Annotated in this window: 12 protein-coding genes; 4 read left to right on the top strand and 8 right to left on the bottom strand. The window is 68.6% G+C overall.

Annotated features, from left to right (window positions below; genetic code table 11):
* Nucleotides 1-40: 40 nt before the first annotated feature.
* Nucleotides 41-1,375 carry a hypothetical protein gene (locus tag Q0C12_RS06455; protein ID WP_290887829.1) on the bottom strand — a complete coding sequence of 445 codons (1,335 nt, stop codon included), beginning with the start codon at nt 1,373-1,375 and terminating at the stop codon, nt 41-43.
* 154 nt (nt 1,376-1,529) lie between these two features.
* On the opposite strand from Q0C12_RS06455, the gene Q0C12_RS06450 reads away from it, so the two are divergent.
* From Q0C12_RS06450 to Q0C12_RS06440, 3 genes are all read left to right on the top strand, one after another.
* Complete coding sequence (locus Q0C12_RS06450; protein ID WP_290887825.1) at nt 1,530-3,824, top strand: NADP-dependent malic enzyme; 2,295 nt, start codon at nt 1,530-1,532, stop codon at nt 3,822-3,824.
* Nucleotide 3,825: 1 nt separating this feature from the next.
* Nucleotides 3,826-4,842, top strand: coding sequence for a glycosyltransferase (locus tag Q0C12_RS06445; protein WP_290887822.1), 1,017 nt, complete (start codon nt 3,826-3,828; stop codon nt 4,840-4,842).
* A 147-nt stretch (nt 4,843-4,989) separates the two neighbouring features.
* Nucleotides 4,990-5,499 carry a hypothetical protein gene (locus Q0C12_RS06440; protein ID WP_290887819.1) on the top strand — a complete coding sequence of 170 codons (510 nt, stop codon included), beginning with the start codon at nt 4,990-4,992 and terminating at the stop codon, nt 5,497-5,499.
* 3 nt (nt 5,500-5,502) lie between these two features.
* Here the strand turns inward: Q0C12_RS06440 and Q0C12_RS06435 are convergent, their stop codons facing one another.
* Entirely contained in the window at nt 5,503-5,886 is a 384-nt protein-coding gene (locus Q0C12_RS06435) for an STAS domain-containing protein (RefSeq protein ID WP_290887816.1), read from the bottom strand.
* Entirely contained in the window at nt 5,883-8,315 is a 2,433-nt protein-coding gene (locus Q0C12_RS06430; protein ID WP_290887813.1) for a SpoIIE family protein phosphatase, read from the bottom strand. Before Q0C12_RS06430 ends, Q0C12_RS06435 begins: the two co-directional genes overlap by 4 nt.
* Before the next feature lie 153 nt (nt 8,316-8,468).
* On the opposite strand from Q0C12_RS06430, the gene aceE reads away from it, so the two are divergent.
* Complete coding sequence (gene aceE / locus Q0C12_RS06425) at nt 8,469-11,153, top strand: pyruvate dehydrogenase (acetyl-transferring), homodimeric type (RefSeq protein WP_290887810.1); 2,685 nt, start codon at nt 8,469-8,471, stop codon at nt 11,151-11,153.
* 36 nt (nt 11,154-11,189) lie between these two features.
* Here aceE and Q0C12_RS06420 read toward each other — a convergent pair whose 3' ends face one another.
* From Q0C12_RS06420 to Q0C12_RS06400, 5 genes are all read right to left on the bottom strand, one after another.
* Nucleotides 11,190-11,378: a CsbD family protein gene (locus tag Q0C12_RS06420; RefSeq protein WP_290887807.1), complete on the bottom strand. Its 189-nt coding sequence runs from the start codon at nt 11,376-11,378 to the stop codon at nt 11,190-11,192.
* Between the two features lie 365 nt (nt 11,379-11,743).
* Nucleotides 11,744-12,142: a hypothetical protein gene (locus Q0C12_RS06415; protein WP_290887805.1), complete on the bottom strand. Its 399-nt coding sequence runs from the start codon at nt 12,140-12,142 to the stop codon at nt 11,744-11,746.
* Complete coding sequence (locus Q0C12_RS06410) at nt 12,135-12,473, bottom strand: heavy-metal-associated domain-containing protein (protein ID WP_290887802.1); 339 nt, start codon at nt 12,471-12,473, stop codon at nt 12,135-12,137. Before Q0C12_RS06410 ends, Q0C12_RS06415 begins: the two co-directional genes overlap by 8 nt.
* A 14-nt stretch (nt 12,474-12,487) precedes the next feature.
* Nucleotides 12,488-13,141, bottom strand: a complete 654-nt coding sequence (locus Q0C12_RS06405) for a hypothetical protein (RefSeq protein WP_290887800.1) — start codon at nt 13,139-13,141, stop codon at nt 12,488-12,490.
* 682 nt (nt 13,142-13,823) lie between these two features.
* Nucleotides 13,824-16,007 (bottom strand): prolyl oligopeptidase family serine peptidase, encoded by a 2,184-nt coding sequence (locus Q0C12_RS06400; RefSeq protein WP_290887892.1) that lies wholly within the window; start codon nt 16,005-16,007, stop codon nt 13,824-13,826.
* Nucleotides 16,008-16,226: the final 219 nt, after the last annotated feature.

Below are 16,226 nucleotides of genomic sequence, written 5' to 3'. Positions count from 1 at the left end.
CAGGACGCCACTGTAGGAGGGACTTCAGTCCCGAAGCTCTTCAAGGCGCCACCAGCGCCCCGTCTTCCGCCACCCGGTAATCCACCACCTCACCCGCGCCCACCCACCGCACCCGATCCCCGATCGGCGCGCCGCGCCAGGCCGGCACCTCGTGGCTCAGCCGCCGGTAGATCCAGTCATCGCGCTCAGGCGTGAGCAAACGCAGCTCGCCCGCGTGCGACGCCAGCGCCTGCACCAGCGCTGGCTGGAACACCGCCTGCTTCTCGCCCACGCGCTGCATCTCGCGCTGCACATTGACGCCATGCCAGGTCGTCACCAGCGCCATGAAAACGACCAGCCCGCGCCCCGCGCGCCCCAGCGCCGGCCACGCCAGCGCCACGCAGGCCACGACCCAGGCCCAGAACCCGTAGCCGTACTGGTTGGCGGGGAAGGCCAGCGGCAGCGCGGGCGCCAGCGCCAGGGTGCCGCCAAGGACCAGCGCCAGCGCCCGTCGCGGCGCCCGCCAGGCGATCCCGGCCACCAGCGCCAGCAGCAAGCCCGCCGCAATCACCAGGTGCTTGGCGGAGGCGAACCAGGTGCCGGTGGCCTCGAACGCCGCCGGCCGCAGCGGGAACAGCCAGTACGTCGCCCAGTTGCGCGGCGCCGACCCCGGCGAGAGCGCGTAGGTGCTGGCTTCGGCGGGCGCCATCAGCGTGTCGAGCCGCAGGGCGAGGTAAACCAGCGCCGCCACGCCGCTGCCGATCACCGCGGCCAGGCCCACCGGTCGTCCGCGCCGGAGCAGCCAGGCCAGTCCCAGCAATGCCGGGATCGCCAGCGCCGCTTCCTTGGCCAGCAGCCCCAGTGCGGTGAACGCGAACGCCACCGCCGCCGCCACCAACGGCGCCGCGCCGCGCGCGCGCAGCGACACCAGAGCATGCGCGAGACCCAGCGCGGCGCCGACCCACAGCAGGTCGGCCAGCGTGCCCACCCAGCCGTGCACGTAGGCCGCGTACGGCCCCAGCGCGAACAGCAGCGCCGCGCCGCGCGCCACCGCCACCGTCGTCCCGAGCCGCAGCAGCAGCACGCCCAGCGCCAGCGCGATGGCGCTGCCCATTGCCACCCAGGCCAGGTGCATGGCCTGCGGCCAGCCGAAGCTGGCGTGCGAGACCAGGAGCCAGAGGTTGAAGGTGAGCGGCCGCCACTGGAAGGTGCCGACGTCGGTCCAGGCCACCCAGGGCAGGTCGCGCCAGTTCGCCACGTCGGCGCGCGCGCCCCACTGCAGTTCGTCGTGACTGAAATAGCCCGGATTGGCCACCAGCAGCCACTGAAGCGCGACCAGGGCCAGCAGCAGGGGCAGGGCGCGCAGGCGCGGCGGGGCGTCGGGGCGGGTGGGCATCGTCGGGTCGCGCGGGAAAGCGCCATTCTGGCCGCCCGGGCGCGGCATCGCCAGCCACGCCCATACGGGCGCGTCGGCAGGGCGCCCGGCGGGCCGCTACAATCGAGGGCCCATTCGCCGGCGCCCTTGCGCACGGCCCGAGACCGCCCGACCCATGTCCGAACAAGAAGACTTCAAGCAAGCCGCCCTCGACTACCACCGGCAGGCGCCGGCGGGAAAGATCAAGGTCACGCCCACCAAGGCGATGATCACCCAGCGTGACCTGGCCCTGGCCTATTCGCCGGGCGTGGCCGCGGCCTGCGAAGCCATCGTCGCCGACCCGGGCGAGGCCAGCGCGCTCACCGCGCGCGGCAACCTGGTGGGCGTCATCACCAACGGCACCGCGGTGCTGGGCCTGGGCAACATCGGGCCGCTGGCGGGCAAGCCGGTGATGGAGGGCAAGGGCGTGCTGTTCCAGAAGTTCGCCGGCATCGACGTGTTCGACCTCGAGATTGCCGAGAACGACCCGGACAAGCTGGTCGACATCATCGCCTCGCTCGAGCCCACCTTCGGCGGCATCAACCTCGAGGACATCAAGGCGCCCGAGTGCTTCGTGGTCGAGAAGAAGCTGCGCGAGCGGCTCAAGATCCCCGTCTTCCACGACGACCAGCACGGCACCGCGATCATCGTCGGCGCGGCGGTGCTGAACGCGCTGCACGTGGTCGGCAAGGACATCGCGAACGTGAAGTTGGCGGTCAGCGGCGCCGGCGCCGCCGGCATTGCCTGCCTGGACATGCTGGTGGCGCTGGGCATGCAGCCGCAGAACATCCTGGTCAGCGACCGCGACGGCGTGCTGCACGCCGGCCGCGCCGACCTCGCCCCGGGCGGCGCCAACCACGGCATCGTCCGCTACGCGCGCGACACCGCGGCGCGCACGCTGGCCGACATCATCGTCGGTGCCGACGTCTTCATCGGCGTCTCGGCCGGCAACGTGCTCACCGAGGCCATGGTGAAGCAGATGGCCGAGCGGCCGGTGATCTTCGCGCTGGCCAACCCCACGCCCGAGATCGACCCGGCGCTGGCGCGCCAGGCGCGCCCCGACGCGATCATCGCCACCGGCCGCAGCGACCACCCGAACCAGGTCAACAACGCGCTCTGCTTCCCCTACATCTTCCGCGGTGCGCTCGACGTCGGCGCCACCACCATCAACGAAGAGATGAAGCTGGCCTGCGTGCGCGCGATCGCCGACCTGGCCCGCCGGGAAGCGACCGACCTGGGCGCGGCCTACGCCGGCGAGACGCCGCGCTTCGGCCCCGAGTACCTGATCCCGCGTCCGTTCGACCCGCGCCTGCTGGTGTCGCTGGCGCCGGCGGTGGCGAAGGCGGCCATGGACTCCGGCGTCGCCAGCCGCCCGATCGCCGACCTCGAGGCCTACCGCGACCGCCTCAGCAGCTGGGTGTTCCGCACCGGCCTGCTGATGAAGCCGGTGTTCGATCGCGCCCGCGCCGACCGCAAGCGCGTGGTCTACGCCGAGGGCGAGGAAGAAACCGTGCTGCGCGCCGTGCAGACCGTGGTGGACGAGGGCCTGGCCCGGCCGATCCTGGTCGGCCGCCCGGCGGTGATCGAGCGCCGCATCCAGCGCCTGGGCCTGCGACTGCGCGTCGGCGTGGACGTGGACGTGACCAACATCGACGACGACCCGCGCTTCAACGACTACTGGCAGCTCTACCACCAGATCATGCAGCGAAAGGGCATCACGCCCTCGGCGGCCAAGGCCATCGTGCGTTCGCGCGACGTGGTCATCGCCGCGCTGATGGTGCGCCGGGGCGAGGCCGACGCGCTGCTGTGCGGCCTGGTCGGCCGCTTCGTGCGCAAGCTCAAGTACGTGCGCGAGATCCTGGGCGTGGAAAGCGAGACCCGCGGCCTGTCCGCGCTCAGCGCCGTGCTCAACGAGAAGGGCGTGTTCTTCTTCACCGACACCCACGTCAACGTCGACCCGAGCGCGGCCGAGGTGGCCGAGTCGCTGGTGCAGGCGGCGTTCCGGCTCAAGCTCTTCGGCATCACGCCCAAGGCGGCGCTGGTGAGCCACAGCAACTTCGGCTCCAGCGAAAGCGCGTCGTCGCAGAAGATGCGCGACGCGCTGGCCATCCTGCGCGAGCGCGCGCCCAAGCTCGAGGTCGAGGGCGAGATGCACGCCGACATCGCCCTGAACGAGGAAGCGCGCCAGCGCATCTTCCCGCAGTCGCAGCTCTCGGGCCGGGCCAACCTGCTGGCCTTCTCCAACCTCGATGCCGCCAACGCCAGCTACAACCTGGTGCGCAGCGTCACCGACGGCGTCGGCATCGGCCCGATCCTGATGGGCCTGGCCAGCGCCGCGCACGTGCTCACGCCCTCGGCGACGGTGCGGCGCGTGGTGAACATGACCGCGATCGCGGCCGTGGACGCCCAGATCCGCATCGCCCGGGGCTGACATGGCGACCCGCACCGCGTCCTCGATCCAGCCGTCGCTGTTCGAGGCCGGTGTCGTGGCCGACGTGCCGCCGGTCGCCACGATCCTGCTGGTCTGCTACCGCATGCAGGACACGATCCTGGAGGCGCTGGACTCGGCGCTGGCGCAGACCGTGCCCTGCGAGATCATCGTCTCCGACGACAGCTCGGGCGATGAATCGCTGCAGCGCATCGCCGCGCGCGTGCGCGACTACCGCGGGCCGCACCGGCTGCGCGTGCGCAGCACCGAGCGCAACGTGGGCCTCTGCGCGCACCTGACCCAGCTGGCGCCGCTGGCCGGCACCGACATCCTGGTGTTCCTGGCCGGCGACGACGTGGCCTACCCGCACCGGGTCGAGCGGCTGGTGGCGCATATGCACAAGCACCCGCAGGCGATGATCGTCGGCTCCACCGTCAACGACATCAACCCGCGCGGCGAGATCATCAAGCCGCGCAACCGCGGCCAGCAGGCCGTGCTGACCCAGCGTGACCTGCGCCGCGCCGGGCACCTGATCACGGTGCTGGGCGCCTCGATGGCGGTGCGGCGCGAAGTGTTCACCACGCTGCCGCCGCTGCAGGGCCGGGTGGAGGACAACGCGCTGCAGCTGCGCGCGGTGCTGCTGGGCGAATGCCACTGCCTGCCCGAGCCGCTGCTGGGCTACCGCCGGCACGAAGGCAACCTGGGCAACTGGGTGTTCGACCGCAGCGCCGATGACGGCGCCACCTGGCGCCGCCGCCAGCAGCGCGTGGCGCAGATGTACCACGAGGTCGCCGACGACCAGGACCGCTGCATCGACGCCCGCCCCGACCTGCCCGCCGACCGCCGCGAGCAGGGCCGCGGCCTGGCCACGATGTACCGCCTGGAAGCCCGCATGCGCGAGGCCCTGCTCGAGCCCGACCGCCGCCGCTGGCTCCGCCCCCTCTGGGACGGCCTGCGCTACCCCGGCCTCCGCCGCAAAGCCTTCGAACGCAGCCTGAAACTCCTCCTCCCCCGCAAATGAACCAGGTTCATTTGCCAGGGAACGGGGTCAGGTTCCGTTCCTGACCCCGTTCGTCGCCGCTTGCACGCCCCCGATTTCCCGGCCATCGTTGGCGCCAGGGGTCAGCAAATGAACCTGCTTCATTTGCTGCGCGGGAGGGGGTGGGGGATGAAGGCCAATCGGGACATCATGGTCAACGGCAAGGTTGTCCGCCAGGGCATGCCGATGCCGATGTTGTTCATCTACCCGTTCTTCCTCCTGCACATGGGGATGTTCGGGCTGTCGGGCTTCCTGATGGCGTATGCGGCCGATGACGTCGAGCTGCTGTTCCTGTACCTGCACGGCGGCATCGCGATCTTCGTCTACCTCATGTTCTACCTGGTCATCTTCGGCCGGGACGAAGTGAAGTGGATGCTGATCAACGCCTCGCTCGGCTTGCTCGGCATCTGGATCGAGATCGAGACCATCCTGGGCTGGTTCGGCAAGGCGCTGTCGGACTTCCCGCCGTGGGTGCACGTCACGCCCTTCCTGTACTACATCCTCTACACCTTCCTGCTGCGGCAGATGCTGCTCGACCTCACCCGCTCGCGCGACAAGCCCGGGCGCAAGCGCCTGGTCGAGATCATGTACGTGCTCGGTTCGCTGGCCGTGTACGGCGCGCTCTGGCTCCGGCAGTAACCCTCACTCGTCGTCGTCGCCGCGCAATACCTTCTCCTGGATCGCATCGAGGTAGGCATCGGCCTCCTCCAGCGACGAGAAGATCTCGTCCAGCGGCACCGCCTTCACCACGTCGAACACCTTCTGGATCTGCGGCTTCGGGTTCACCACCACGACCTTGCCGCCGCGCGCCGCCAGCGCCTTGCGCGCCTTGAAGATCGAGCGCACGCCGGCCGAGCTGATGTAGTCGAGCCCGGCCAGGTCCAGCACCAGCGAGTGGATGGACGAGGCCAGCACCGGCGCCAGCTGCTGGTCGAGGTCGCAGTAGGTGTGGGTGTCCAGCCGGCCGGCCAGGGCCACGCGCTGGTTGCCGTTGCCGGCGGGGGTGATCTCGATGCTCAGGCTCATGCGGTGCGCTCCGGGGCGGGGATGTGCAGGACGATGCGAAGGATGTTGTGGCCGTCGTCGCGGGCGTAGGCCACTTCCTCGGCCAGCTCGCGGATCAGGTGCACGCCCAGGCCGCCGATCGGGCGGTCGGCGATGTCGGCGTACAGGTCGGGCGTGGGCTGCGACAGCGGGTCGAAGGGCCGCCCGTCGTCGCGGAATTCCATGGCCAGCTGGTTGCCTTCGACCGTGGCCAGCAGCTCCAGGGTCGGCTCGCGGCCGTCGTCGGCGCCGTGGTCGATGACGTTGCAGGCCACCTCCTCCACCACCAGGTGCACGTCGTGCATCAGGGTGGCGGGCAGGCCGTGGCTTTCGAGGCCGGCGTCCACCTGCGCCAGCAGCTGGCGCACGGCATCGCCCGGCAGCGGCGGCTGCAGCGAGGCCTTCACCGTGAAGCGCGCGCGCCCGCGGGCATCGCGCCGGTAGCGGATGGCCAGCACGGTGATGTCGTCGGACTGCGGCGCGCCGTTGGCGAAGGCGTGCACGGCGTCCACCAGGTGCGCGCACTGCGCGCGCGCGGACAGCGCGGGGTCGAGGGTCGCCAGCAGGCGCTCGGTGCCGAAGGGCTGGTCGTCACGATCAAACGCCTCGGTGATGCCGTCGGTATAGGTGAACAACGTGTCGCCCGGCATCAGTCGGCCACGCCAGGCGGGGTATTCGCGCGCGACGTCCACGCCCAGCGGGCCTTCGGTGGGCACGGGCACGAACTCGCGCCGGCCGTCGGCGCGCAGGATCACCGGCGCTTCGTGTCCGGCGCTGGCCAGCGCCAGCGCGCCGGTGCGCAGTTCGATCACGCCGCACAGCACGGTGGCGAACATGCAGGTCTCGTTGCCTTCAACGAGGTGCTTGGCGGCCTCGCGGAGCGCCTTGCCGGGCGAACCGCCCAGCTGCGCCGCCACTTCCAGCACCGTCATCGTGCGCGCCATGAACAGCGCCGCCGGCACGCCCTTGTCCGACACGTCGCCGATCACGAACCACAGCGAATCGCCGTCGCGCTCGAACAGGTTGTAGAAGTCGCCGCCCACCGCCTTAGCCGGCTCCAGCATGCCGTGGAATTCGAGGTGCGCCTCGCCGGCGTCGAACTCGCTGCCGGCCGGCAGCATGGCCTGCTGGATGTTGGCGGCGATGTTGAGCTCGCCCTCCAGCCGCGCCCGCGCTGCGCCCATGTCGGCGATCTCGGTCATCTGCCGCTTGATCGAACCGCGCGCCGTGTCGAAGGCCCGCGCCAGCACGCCCACCTCGTCCTCGCGGTCGGTGTGGCCCAGCGGGTAGTCGAACTCGCCCTTGGCGAAGTGCCGCGCCGTGTTGGTGATGTCCTCGATGGGCCGCGCGATCATGCCCGAGTAGCGCCGCACCGCCGCCACGCACAGCAGCACGCCCAGCAGGCCGCCCAGCACGCCCCAGAGCGTGATGCGGTTGAGTTGCGCCAGGATCACGCCTTCATCCACCGACAGGCTGAAGCTCCAGCCGGTGTCGCCCACCGGGCCGCCGAAGGTGTAGCGCATCCTTCCTTCGGCCGGACCGCTGGCGACGCGGTGCTTGACCTCGAAGTCCTGCCGGCGCCGGATGTGGTCGGCCATCGGCGCCAGGTCGCTGCGGCCGCCGGTGGTGGCCAGCTTGCCGATGTCGTACTGCATCGCGATCGCCGGGTCCGGGTGCAGCACCAGCCGGTGTTCGGGCGAATACAGCACCGGGATCAGGTTGCTGCTGTCGGGCAGCGCGCCCAGCTGCGCCCGCAGCCGCTGCAGCGGCACGTCCACGCTGACCATGCCGATCACCGCGCCCTCCGGCCCGTCGCCTGCGCGCCGCAGCGGCAGGTTGAAGGTGACGAAGTACTGCATCCCGGTGGCGGCGTTGGCATACGGCTCGCCCCACCAGGCCCGCCCCACGCCGGTGGTGCGGGTGTACCAGGGCATCACCCGGTAGTCGTAGCCCAGGTCCTGCACCGAACTTTCGGTGAAGCCGCGGCCCTCGCGGCGGATGTACCAATCGAAGCCCGGATCCTCGGGCGACAGCCGGCCCGGCTCGATGATCACCATGGCGCCGGCGATGGACGGGTCCGAACGGAGGGTGGACATCAACAGGGCGCGCTGGCGCATCGGCTCCAGTCCCACGGCGGTGGCGTTCCCGGCCAGGGCCTGGCCGCTGACCTGCACCGACTCGAGCGTGGCCGCCAGGCCGCGGGTTGTCTGGCTGGCCAGCCCGCGGATCTCGGTCTTGGCGTTCTCGATCAGCACCCCGCGCAGCGCCGCGTAGAACACGGCGGCCACGCCCAGCAGCAGCACCACGCTGGTCAGGCTGGACCAGAACATCAGCCGGGTGCGCAGGCTGCGCCGCCAGCCCAGGCGGCCGGCAGCCAGCAGTTCGGAGGCGCGGGGCAGGTTCGCTTCCATCGTTCCCCTCGGGGGCGGGCCCGGACAGCATAGCCTCCACGGATGGGCGCCGCGCGCATACGGAGGCGTCGGGCCGGGCCCCTGCGGTAAACTCCCGAGCCTTGACTCTAAAACGCAACGGCCGCGCCCGACGCCCGGCCACAGGAAGACGGAATGAACTGGCTGACCGACGTACTGGAAAACGACCTCGACCCCACCGAGACCCGCGAGTGGATCGAGTCCATGAAGGCCGTGCTGGACGCCGACGGCCCCGAGCGCGCCCACCACCTGCTCGAGCGCATGGTCGAGCTGACCCGCCGCGCCGGCGGCCAGCTGCCGTTCCAGCCCACCACCCAGTACATCAACACCATCCCGCCGCACCTGGAAGCCAAGCACGACGGCGATGCGACGCTGGAATGGCGCATCCGCAGCATCATCCGCTGGAACGCCATGGCCATGGTGGTGAAGGCCAACCGCAAGCCCGGCGACCTGGGCGGCCACATCGCTTCGTTCGCGTCCGGCGCCACGCTGTATGACGTGGGCTTCAACCACTTCTGGCGCGCGCCCTCGGCCGACCATCCGGGCGACATCCTCTACATCCAGGGCCACAGCTCGCCGGGCATCTATGCCCGCAGCTTCCTGGAAGGCCGCATCACCGAAGACCAGCTCAACCACTTCCGGATGGAAGTGGACGGCAAGGGCATCTCCAGCTACCCGCACCCGTGGCTGATGCCGGACTACTGGCAGACCCCGACCGTGAGCATGGGCCTGGGCCCGATCAGCGCCATCTACCAGGCGCGCTTCCTGAAGTACCTCGAGCACCGCGGCCTGATCGCCCCGAGCGACCGCAAGGTCTGGTGCTTCCTCGGCGACGGCGAGACGGACGAGCCCGAGAGCCTGGGCGCGATCGGCGTGGCCGGCCGCGAGGGCCTGGACAACCTCATCTTCGTCATCAACTGCAACCTGCAGCGCCTCGACGGCCCGGTGCGCGGCAACGGCAAGATCATCCAGGAGCTGGAGGGCAGCTTCCGCGGCGCCGGCTGGAACGTGCTCAAGCTGGTCTGGGGCAGCTACTGGGACCCGCTGCTGGCGCGCGACACCGACGGCTCGCTGAAGAAAGTGATGATGGACACCGTCGACGGCGAGTACCAGAACTGCAAGGCCTTCGGCGGCGCCTACACGCGCGAGAACTTCTTCGGCAAGACGCCGCAGACGCTGCAGCTGGTGAGCAACCTCAGCGACCAGGACATCACGCGCCTCAACCGCGGCGGCCACGACCCGCACAAGGTGTACGCGGCCTACCACAGCGCCGTGAAGCACAAGGGCCAGCCCACCGTGATCCTGGCCAAGACGGTCAAGGGCTACGGCATGGGCAGCTGGGGCGAGTCACTCAACCCCACGCACCAGACCAAGAAGCTCGACGACAGTGCGGTGAAGGCCTTCCGCGACCGCTTCCAGATCCCCATCAGCGACGACAAGCTGGCCGAGGTGCCGTTCTACCACCCGGGCGAGAAGTCGCCGGAAGTGGAGTACATGCGCTCGCGCCGCGAGAAGCTGGGCGGCTACCTGCCGCAGCGCCGCCGCAAGACCTCGCAGGAATTGAAGGCACCGAAGCTGGAAGTGTTCGAGCGCCTGCTCAAGAGCACCGGCGAGCGCGAGAACTCCACCACCATGAGCTTCGTGCAGGCGCTCAATATCGTGCTGCGCGACAAGCAGGTGGGCCCGCGCTGCGTGCCGATCGTGGCCGACGAGGCGCGCACCTTCGGCATGGAGGGCCTGTTCCGCCAGATCGGCATCTACGCCCCGCACGGCCAGAAGTACAAGCCGGTGGACGCCGACCAGCTGATGTACTACCGCGAGGACCAGGCCGGCCAGGTGCTGGAGGAGGGCATCACCGAAGCCGGCGCCTTCAGCAGCTGGATGGCCGCGGCGACGAGCTATTCCTCGTCCGACCAGCCGATGCTGCCGTTCTACATCTACTACTCGATGTTCGGCTTCCAGCGCATCGGCGACAGCGCCTGGCAGGCCGCCGACATGCGCGCCCGCGGCTTCCTGCTCGGCGCCACCGCCGGCCGCACCACGCTCAACGGCGAAGGCCTGCAGCACGAAGACGGCCACTCGCACCTGCTGGCCGGCGCCATCCCGAACTGCAAGGCGTATGACCCGACCTTCGGCTTCGAAGTGGCGGTGATCCTGCAGCACGGCATGCAGCGCATGCTCGAGGACCAGGTGGACGAGTACTACTACCTGACCCTGATGAACGAGAACTACCCGCACCCGGACATGCCGGAAGGCGCGGCAGAGGGCATCCTCAAGGGCATGTACCTGCTCAAGGACGCCGGCAAGCCCAAGAAGGGCGAGCTGCGCGTGCAGCTGATGGGCTCAGGCACCATCCTGCGCGAGGCCATCGCCGCCGCCGAGCTGCTCGACAAGGACTTCGGCGTCACCGCCGACATCTGGAGCTGCCCCAGCTTCACCGAGCTGCGCCGCGACGGCTTTGACGTCGAGCGCTGGAACCGCCTCAACCCCGAGGCCAAGGCACCGCGCAAGGCCTATGTCACGGAGTGCCTGGAAGGCCGCCAGGGCCCGGCCATCGCCGCCACCGACTACGTGCGCGCCTTCGCCGACCAGATCCGCGCCTTCGTGCCGATGAAGTACACCGTGCTGGGCACGGACGGCTTTGGTCGCTCCGACACCCGCGCGAACCTGCGGCGCTTCTTCGAAGTTGACCGGTACTACGTCGCGCACGCCGCGGTCGCCGCGCTGGCGGCCGAGGGCAAGATGAACGCAAAGGACGTGGCGCGGGCGATCAAGCAGTACAAGATCGACCCCGAGAAGGCCAACCCCGTCGGGATCTGATCGCCCGGCACCCCTGGCGCCCGCGGCTCGCGGGCGTCAGCTGTCCTTGCGGACGGCCTCCTTCAGTTCGGTGTTGGCCTCGCCCATCTTGCGCTGGGCCTTGCCCAGGCTCTGCTCGGCCTTGCCGGCCAGTTCCTTTGACTTGTTGCCGGTGACCTTGCCGGTCGCTTCCTTGATCGCGCCCTTGACCTGGTGCTTGATGCCGCCTTTGGTGTTCTTGTCCATGGGATCCTCCGGGCGCCGTGGTTGGCGCGCCTGGGCAGGTTCCGGCGTCGCGATGGCAGGGGTCTGTGCGCTGTCGCGCTCAACGCCCGCGGTGGCGCGGTGATACCGCCATCACCGTCGTGGTGCGCCAGGAAATGGGTGCGGCTCCATCTGCCCACATGATGAGTTTGCGCCGACGCCTCGAACGAGGACTCGCCTTCTCCAGTGATCAGCGGCCTGAACGCAATGACCCGCCCGGTGGGCTGCTTCCGGCCAGGAGCGGACCAACGCCCAATGCTTGCAACGCCCGGCCTGGCAGAGCTAGGCCGGGTCGAACTACGAATGGAACGTCAACTTGCGTTGCTTCCTCCTCCGAATCCCAAGGGTTAAGCAAACAGGCCGAGTGCCGGCAGTACAAACGCGAAAAGCGCTCCGCCGCAGGTAGCGATAACCGCTGCTACCCAGGTCCACGTACTGAAGCGCCGCAATCGCGCACAGGATGCCGCCAGTTCGGGAACCGTCGGGCAGGGCAAGGTTCTTGCCCGCCACAACATCCAGCCCGAGAACGCGAGCGCCGCGCCGGCCACGCCAAACACCAGCCCCTTGTGTGCAGACAACCAGACCAGTTGCGGCACGGCGGTGACCAGGCCTGCGAGCGCCGCGCCCCCACCTAGGGCCACCATCACCGCCGGCAGCACGCAACAGATTAGCGTGCCGCTGGCGGCGCCGAGTGCCAGCAGGCTCAGCCCCACGTTCCGCTTCAGAGGCGCCTGCAGCTCATTCATCGTCCGCCTCCCGGTTCACGCGGTCGCGGATCGCCTGCAGCGTCGCATCACTTCGGCGGATCGCCACGACGGCGTAGCCCGAATCGGTAATGGCCTTGGTCAGCTCTTCGTCCGTCAGTTCCGCGCCGTCCTTGAGGGCCACGGCGACGATTCTGTTTTCCAGGCTGACATAGACCTCTGCGGTGGCGTCGAAACTCTTGAGTGTCTTCTCGATGCCCTGGGCGCAGAACGCGCAGACCAGGCCGTTGACATCCATTTCGATGGTTTTGGCCGAGACCGCGGATGCGGCGGCCATCAGGAGGAGGAACACGGTACGGGTGAGGGTCTTCATGGAGAGTCTCCGGGTCAGAAGTTGAACATGGCCATGGCTTGCAGCTTGCCGTCGGTCGTGGCGCCTACCTCGACCCACGTGCCGCCCTTGAACAGGCGAAGCAACAACGCCGTCTCGGTGCCGTCGTATAAGCCGTTCGAGTAGCGGCGACCTTGCAGGACGATCCAGGTGGCCAGGGTGTCGTAGTCGTGTTCGTAGGGCGCGATACCTAACTGCAGCGTGTCGATGCGGTGGGAGAAATAGTCGCTTTCCTGCAGGTCGGTGCGGAACGCGCTGTAAACGCGGCGGGTTTCGTAGTCGACCTGGAACCCCACATTGCGCGCCAGGGTGCTGCCGGCGAAATCACTGCCGGTGGCACGACCCAAACCGCCCCAGACGAACACGTTCGCCTGGGCACCGGGCAGGTTCCATCGCTTGGCCAGCAGGTTGCCGCGCAGGTAGACGATATCGCGCTCGAGTGAGCCGTCTTCGCTCAAAAGTTCGGTCCAGCCCACGCCACCCGACCACCAGTATCGCGGCGCGTAGAAGGCCTGGAATTCGTTCATGGTGCCGGCACCGTACTCGGCCATCACGGTGCTGCCGCGAGCAAACGCGATGGGTTTGGCGGCCACGGGGGCCGCGAACAGGGCTAGCGCGAGCGCGCCCAGCCCAAGGGAAAGGAATTTCATTGGATTGCTCCGTCGATCGCCGCGAGGCGGCGGGTCCCGCACGGGTGCGGGCAGGGATCGGCAAAGTCAGCTGATCGGCGGCCGTAGTTGCTCTTGAACCGGAGCCGCGGCGGGCATCGAGGCCTCCGAGGGGGAGGAATGCGGGACGCGCAGGGCCATCGGAAGCACCCAAACCGAGCCGCCCACCATGGGGGCCGCCACGCGACAGTTGGCGGGCGGGCACTCTGGCTGCGGGCAGCAGCCCTCCTCGCAGGCAGGTTCAGCTGACACGGCCGGACCGGCATCGTGGCAAGGCATTGAGGCGACATCCGCGGACGGGTCAACGCCGGCGTCAACCCGCGGCATAGCCATGACAGGCGAGCCCACCAGCGTAATCGCCAGCAGGAGTCGCCATGCCCATCCGACAGCTCCAAGCCTTGTCATCGTTGCGCCAGTCTAGACCAATGCTGTGACCGTGGCGGCAAGGGAAAGTTCCGGACGCGACCGTCCGTCCGCGACACCAGACAATGCCCGCCCGGCGGGCCATCAGGTCGCTCGATGTACGTTCTCCCGGCACCCGCGGGCGCAACCGGCGATGGTGGGCTCCAGCTCCCGGGCCATACGCCGCAGACCCTTCGCTCAAGGGTCCGCTATGGGTCGTTAGCCGCCGATGCTGAAGGCTACGTGCACCCACGAGCCGGCTTCAGTGTTTCCCGTCGCTCAAGCCCAGATGCCCGGACGCAAACGTCAGCGCCCTGGCAAGCCCGTCCAGCCATGCCATGAGATCCCCCCCTCCATGACCACCGCTCTGGCGCACATGCAACAGCACCGGCTGGTCGCAGCCCTGGGCGGCCTGCAGCGCGGCGGCATACTTGTAGGCGTGCCAAGGCGGCAACCGTTGGTCGTCGCGAGCGGCGGTGATCAGCGTGGCCGGATAACATTTGCCTCCAGACACGTTGTGCACCGGCGAATAAGCACGCAGCGCCGGGAAAACCATCGGATCGTCCGGCGTCCCCCACTGCTCGACCGCTTGGGCACCGTTGCCCGACAGGTGGCGGCGCATCGCATCGGTAACCGGCACGTCGGCCAGCACGGCGCCGAACAGATCGGGTCGTTGCAGCGAAGTGGCCGTGACCAGCAGGCCACCGTTGGAACTGCCGGTGATCGCCAGTTTCCTAGGCGATGTCCACCCATTGGAAACCAGGTACTCGCCGGCTCCGATCAGATCATCGAAACTGGTCTGCTTGCGTTCGCGGATCGCCGCCTCATACCAGGCCTTGCCGAACTCACCCCCACCGCGGACGTTCGCGATGGCATAGACCCCGCCCATCTGCAGCCATGCCGCCGCCTCGGCACGAAAGGACGGTAAATGCGATGTGCTGGAAGCCCCGTAGGCCGCCATCAGCGTGGGATGGCTTCCGTCGCGGACCAGGCCACGCCGCGCGGCGATGAACATCGGCACCCGGGTGCCATCCTTCGAACGGAACCACTCCTGTCGCACTTCGAACTCCCCCAGGTCGGGAGCGTCTGGCGAGATGCTGGCGACGGTGGTCGTACCGGTGCCGAGTTCGTGGTGAAGGACGACATACGAATGGAGCAGCCCCGAGAAGAAAAGAGACATGCGCGACGACGCCCGATCGCCGAAAAGACCCTGGACGACGCCGGTGCCCGGCAGCCGGACCTTATGGATCGGCTTGCCGGATGCGTCGAACACACTCACGACGCTGTGGACGTTCTCGAGGAAGTGCGCGACCAACCGGTTGCCGAACCAGCCCACGTCCTCGAGCACGTGCGGGCCCTCGGGGATGACGTCCACAAGTGCCCCCGGCTCGGACGCCATGAGGTCCATCGAGACCACCCGCCGTCGCGGTGCGTCCTTGTCGGTGAAAACCAGCGCGCGCCCCGCTTCGACATGTAGCACGCGGTAGGCCGCGTCCGCGGCGGTCAGGTCGCGCGGTCCGGTCCCTTCGCGAAGACGGCCGTCCTCCTGGACTTCCAGCAGGATGATCTTCGCGCGCGAACCCCCGAGGTGGCTGTAGTGCCATGGCCCCTGCTCGGGGTATACGAACAGCTGCCGGCGATCGCCGGGCAGGTTGAAGAACAGGCTCCATTCCCGCAGATCGTCCGGCAGTTCGTATAGCCGGACATCGTCGTCGACCTTCGTTCCCAGACGGTGTAGGTACACCGCCTGTCCTTCAGCCGCCGCTTGCACATTCCCGTCGCGTGGCGGCGCGAACCGGCGGTACACGATGCCTCCGTCGTCCTCCGTCCACTGCATGGGTCCCTCGAAGCGCACGTTCGGAAGGGCCACCGGCAAGTCGCGGTCATTTGCAATGTCCCTGATGCGGATTTCGCCCCAGTCCGCACCGCTTTTTCCTACGATATAGGCCAGGTGGCGGCCATCCCGGGAGGGTTCGAAGGCCTTGAGTTGATTGCCTTCCCCCAGGGCGACGTCGTCCAGCAGTACCCGGGGCACGGCGCCTTCACCCTCTTTCACCATCAGTCGGATCTTGTTGTCCACCATTTCACGGTGGAACATCCGGCCGGCCACTTCCCGGCCAGGCTCCTGTTTGGGGAAGGCATCTGCCAGTTTCCCCAGCCTGTCGCGGATCGCGGCATAAGCCGGGTTGGTCTCGATTCGTGGCTCGGCCAGGCGGTTCTGCGCCTCGATCCACGTGGCCAGTTCGGGACTGTCCAGATCCTCCATCCACCGGTAGGGATCGTTCACGCGGACGCCGTGGAAGACATCCACTACGTCGGCTCTGCGCGCGGGCGGGTAATCAGATGCGATCAGCTTCTGATTTCGATCCGGGGGTGCGGATACACCTTCATCCGGGGAATCCGCCGACGCGGAGAAGGCAATGACCAAGAACGTTCCTGCCAGCATTCTCTTCACGTGTACCTCCCATTCGCACGCCCTTCTCCCTGGACGTATCTGGAAGCCCCGGAGGGCCATTTGCTTATGTTCGCTTCGGGTCGGGGGTCGCCGGGTTCTACCCCGATTCTACGGACACTTTCACTAAGATCCATACTGGGTCAAAGGAGTGTCCATGTCCAAGCGCAAGCGTTACAGCCCTGAGTACAAGCACGAGCTGGTCGAACTGGT

It is taken from the genome of Arenimonas sp., assembly GCF_022842045.1.
Taxonomy (GTDB): domain Bacteria; phylum Pseudomonadota; class Gammaproteobacteria; order Xanthomonadales; family Xanthomonadaceae; genus Arenimonas.
Note: the sequence above shows the minus strand (reverse complement) of the source record. Positions and strands in the feature narration are given on the sequence as shown.

Coding starts and splice junctions, on each gene's coding strand:
- aceE (WP_290887810.1), top strand. CDS start 8,469: ATGAACTGGCTGACCGACGTACTGGAAAACGACCTCGACCCCACCGAG.
- Q0C12_RS06420 (WP_290887807.1), bottom strand. CDS start 11,378: ATGGACAAGAACACCAAAGGCGGCATCAAGCACCAGGTCAAGGGCGCG.
- Q0C12_RS06435 (WP_290887816.1), bottom strand. CDS start 5,886: ATGAGCCTGAGCATCGAGATCACCCCCGCCGGCAACGGCAACCAGCGC.
- Q0C12_RS06455 (WP_290887829.1), bottom strand. CDS start 1,375: ATGCCCACCCGCCCCGACGCCCCGCCGCGCCTGCGCGCCCTGCCCCTG.
- Q0C12_RS06440 (WP_290887819.1), top strand. CDS start 4,990: ATGAAGGCCAATCGGGACATCATGGTCAACGGCAAGGTTGTCCGCCAG.
- Q0C12_RS06405 (WP_290887800.1), bottom strand. CDS start 13,141: ATGAAATTCCTTTCCCTTGGGCTGGGCGCGCTCGCGCTAGCCCTGTTC.
- Q0C12_RS06430 (WP_290887813.1), bottom strand. CDS start 8,315: ATGGAAGCGAACCTGCCCCGCGCCTCCGAACTGCTGGCTGCCGGCCGC.
- Q0C12_RS06400 (WP_290887892.1), bottom strand. CDS start 16,007: ATGCTGGCAGGAACGTTCTTGGTCATTGCCTTCTCCGCGTCGGCGGAT.
- Q0C12_RS06450 (WP_290887825.1), top strand. CDS start 1,530: ATGTCCGAACAAGAAGACTTCAAGCAAGCCGCCCTCGACTACCACCGG.
- Q0C12_RS06415 (WP_290887805.1), bottom strand. CDS start 12,142: ATGAATGAGCTGCAGGCGCCTCTGAAGCGGAACGTGGGGCTGAGCCTG.
- Q0C12_RS06410 (WP_290887802.1), bottom strand. CDS start 12,473: ATGAAGACCCTCACCCGTACCGTGTTCCTCCTCCTGATGGCCGCCGCA.
- Q0C12_RS06445 (WP_290887822.1), top strand. CDS start 3,826: ATGGCGACCCGCACCGCGTCCTCGATCCAGCCGTCGCTGTTCGAGGCC.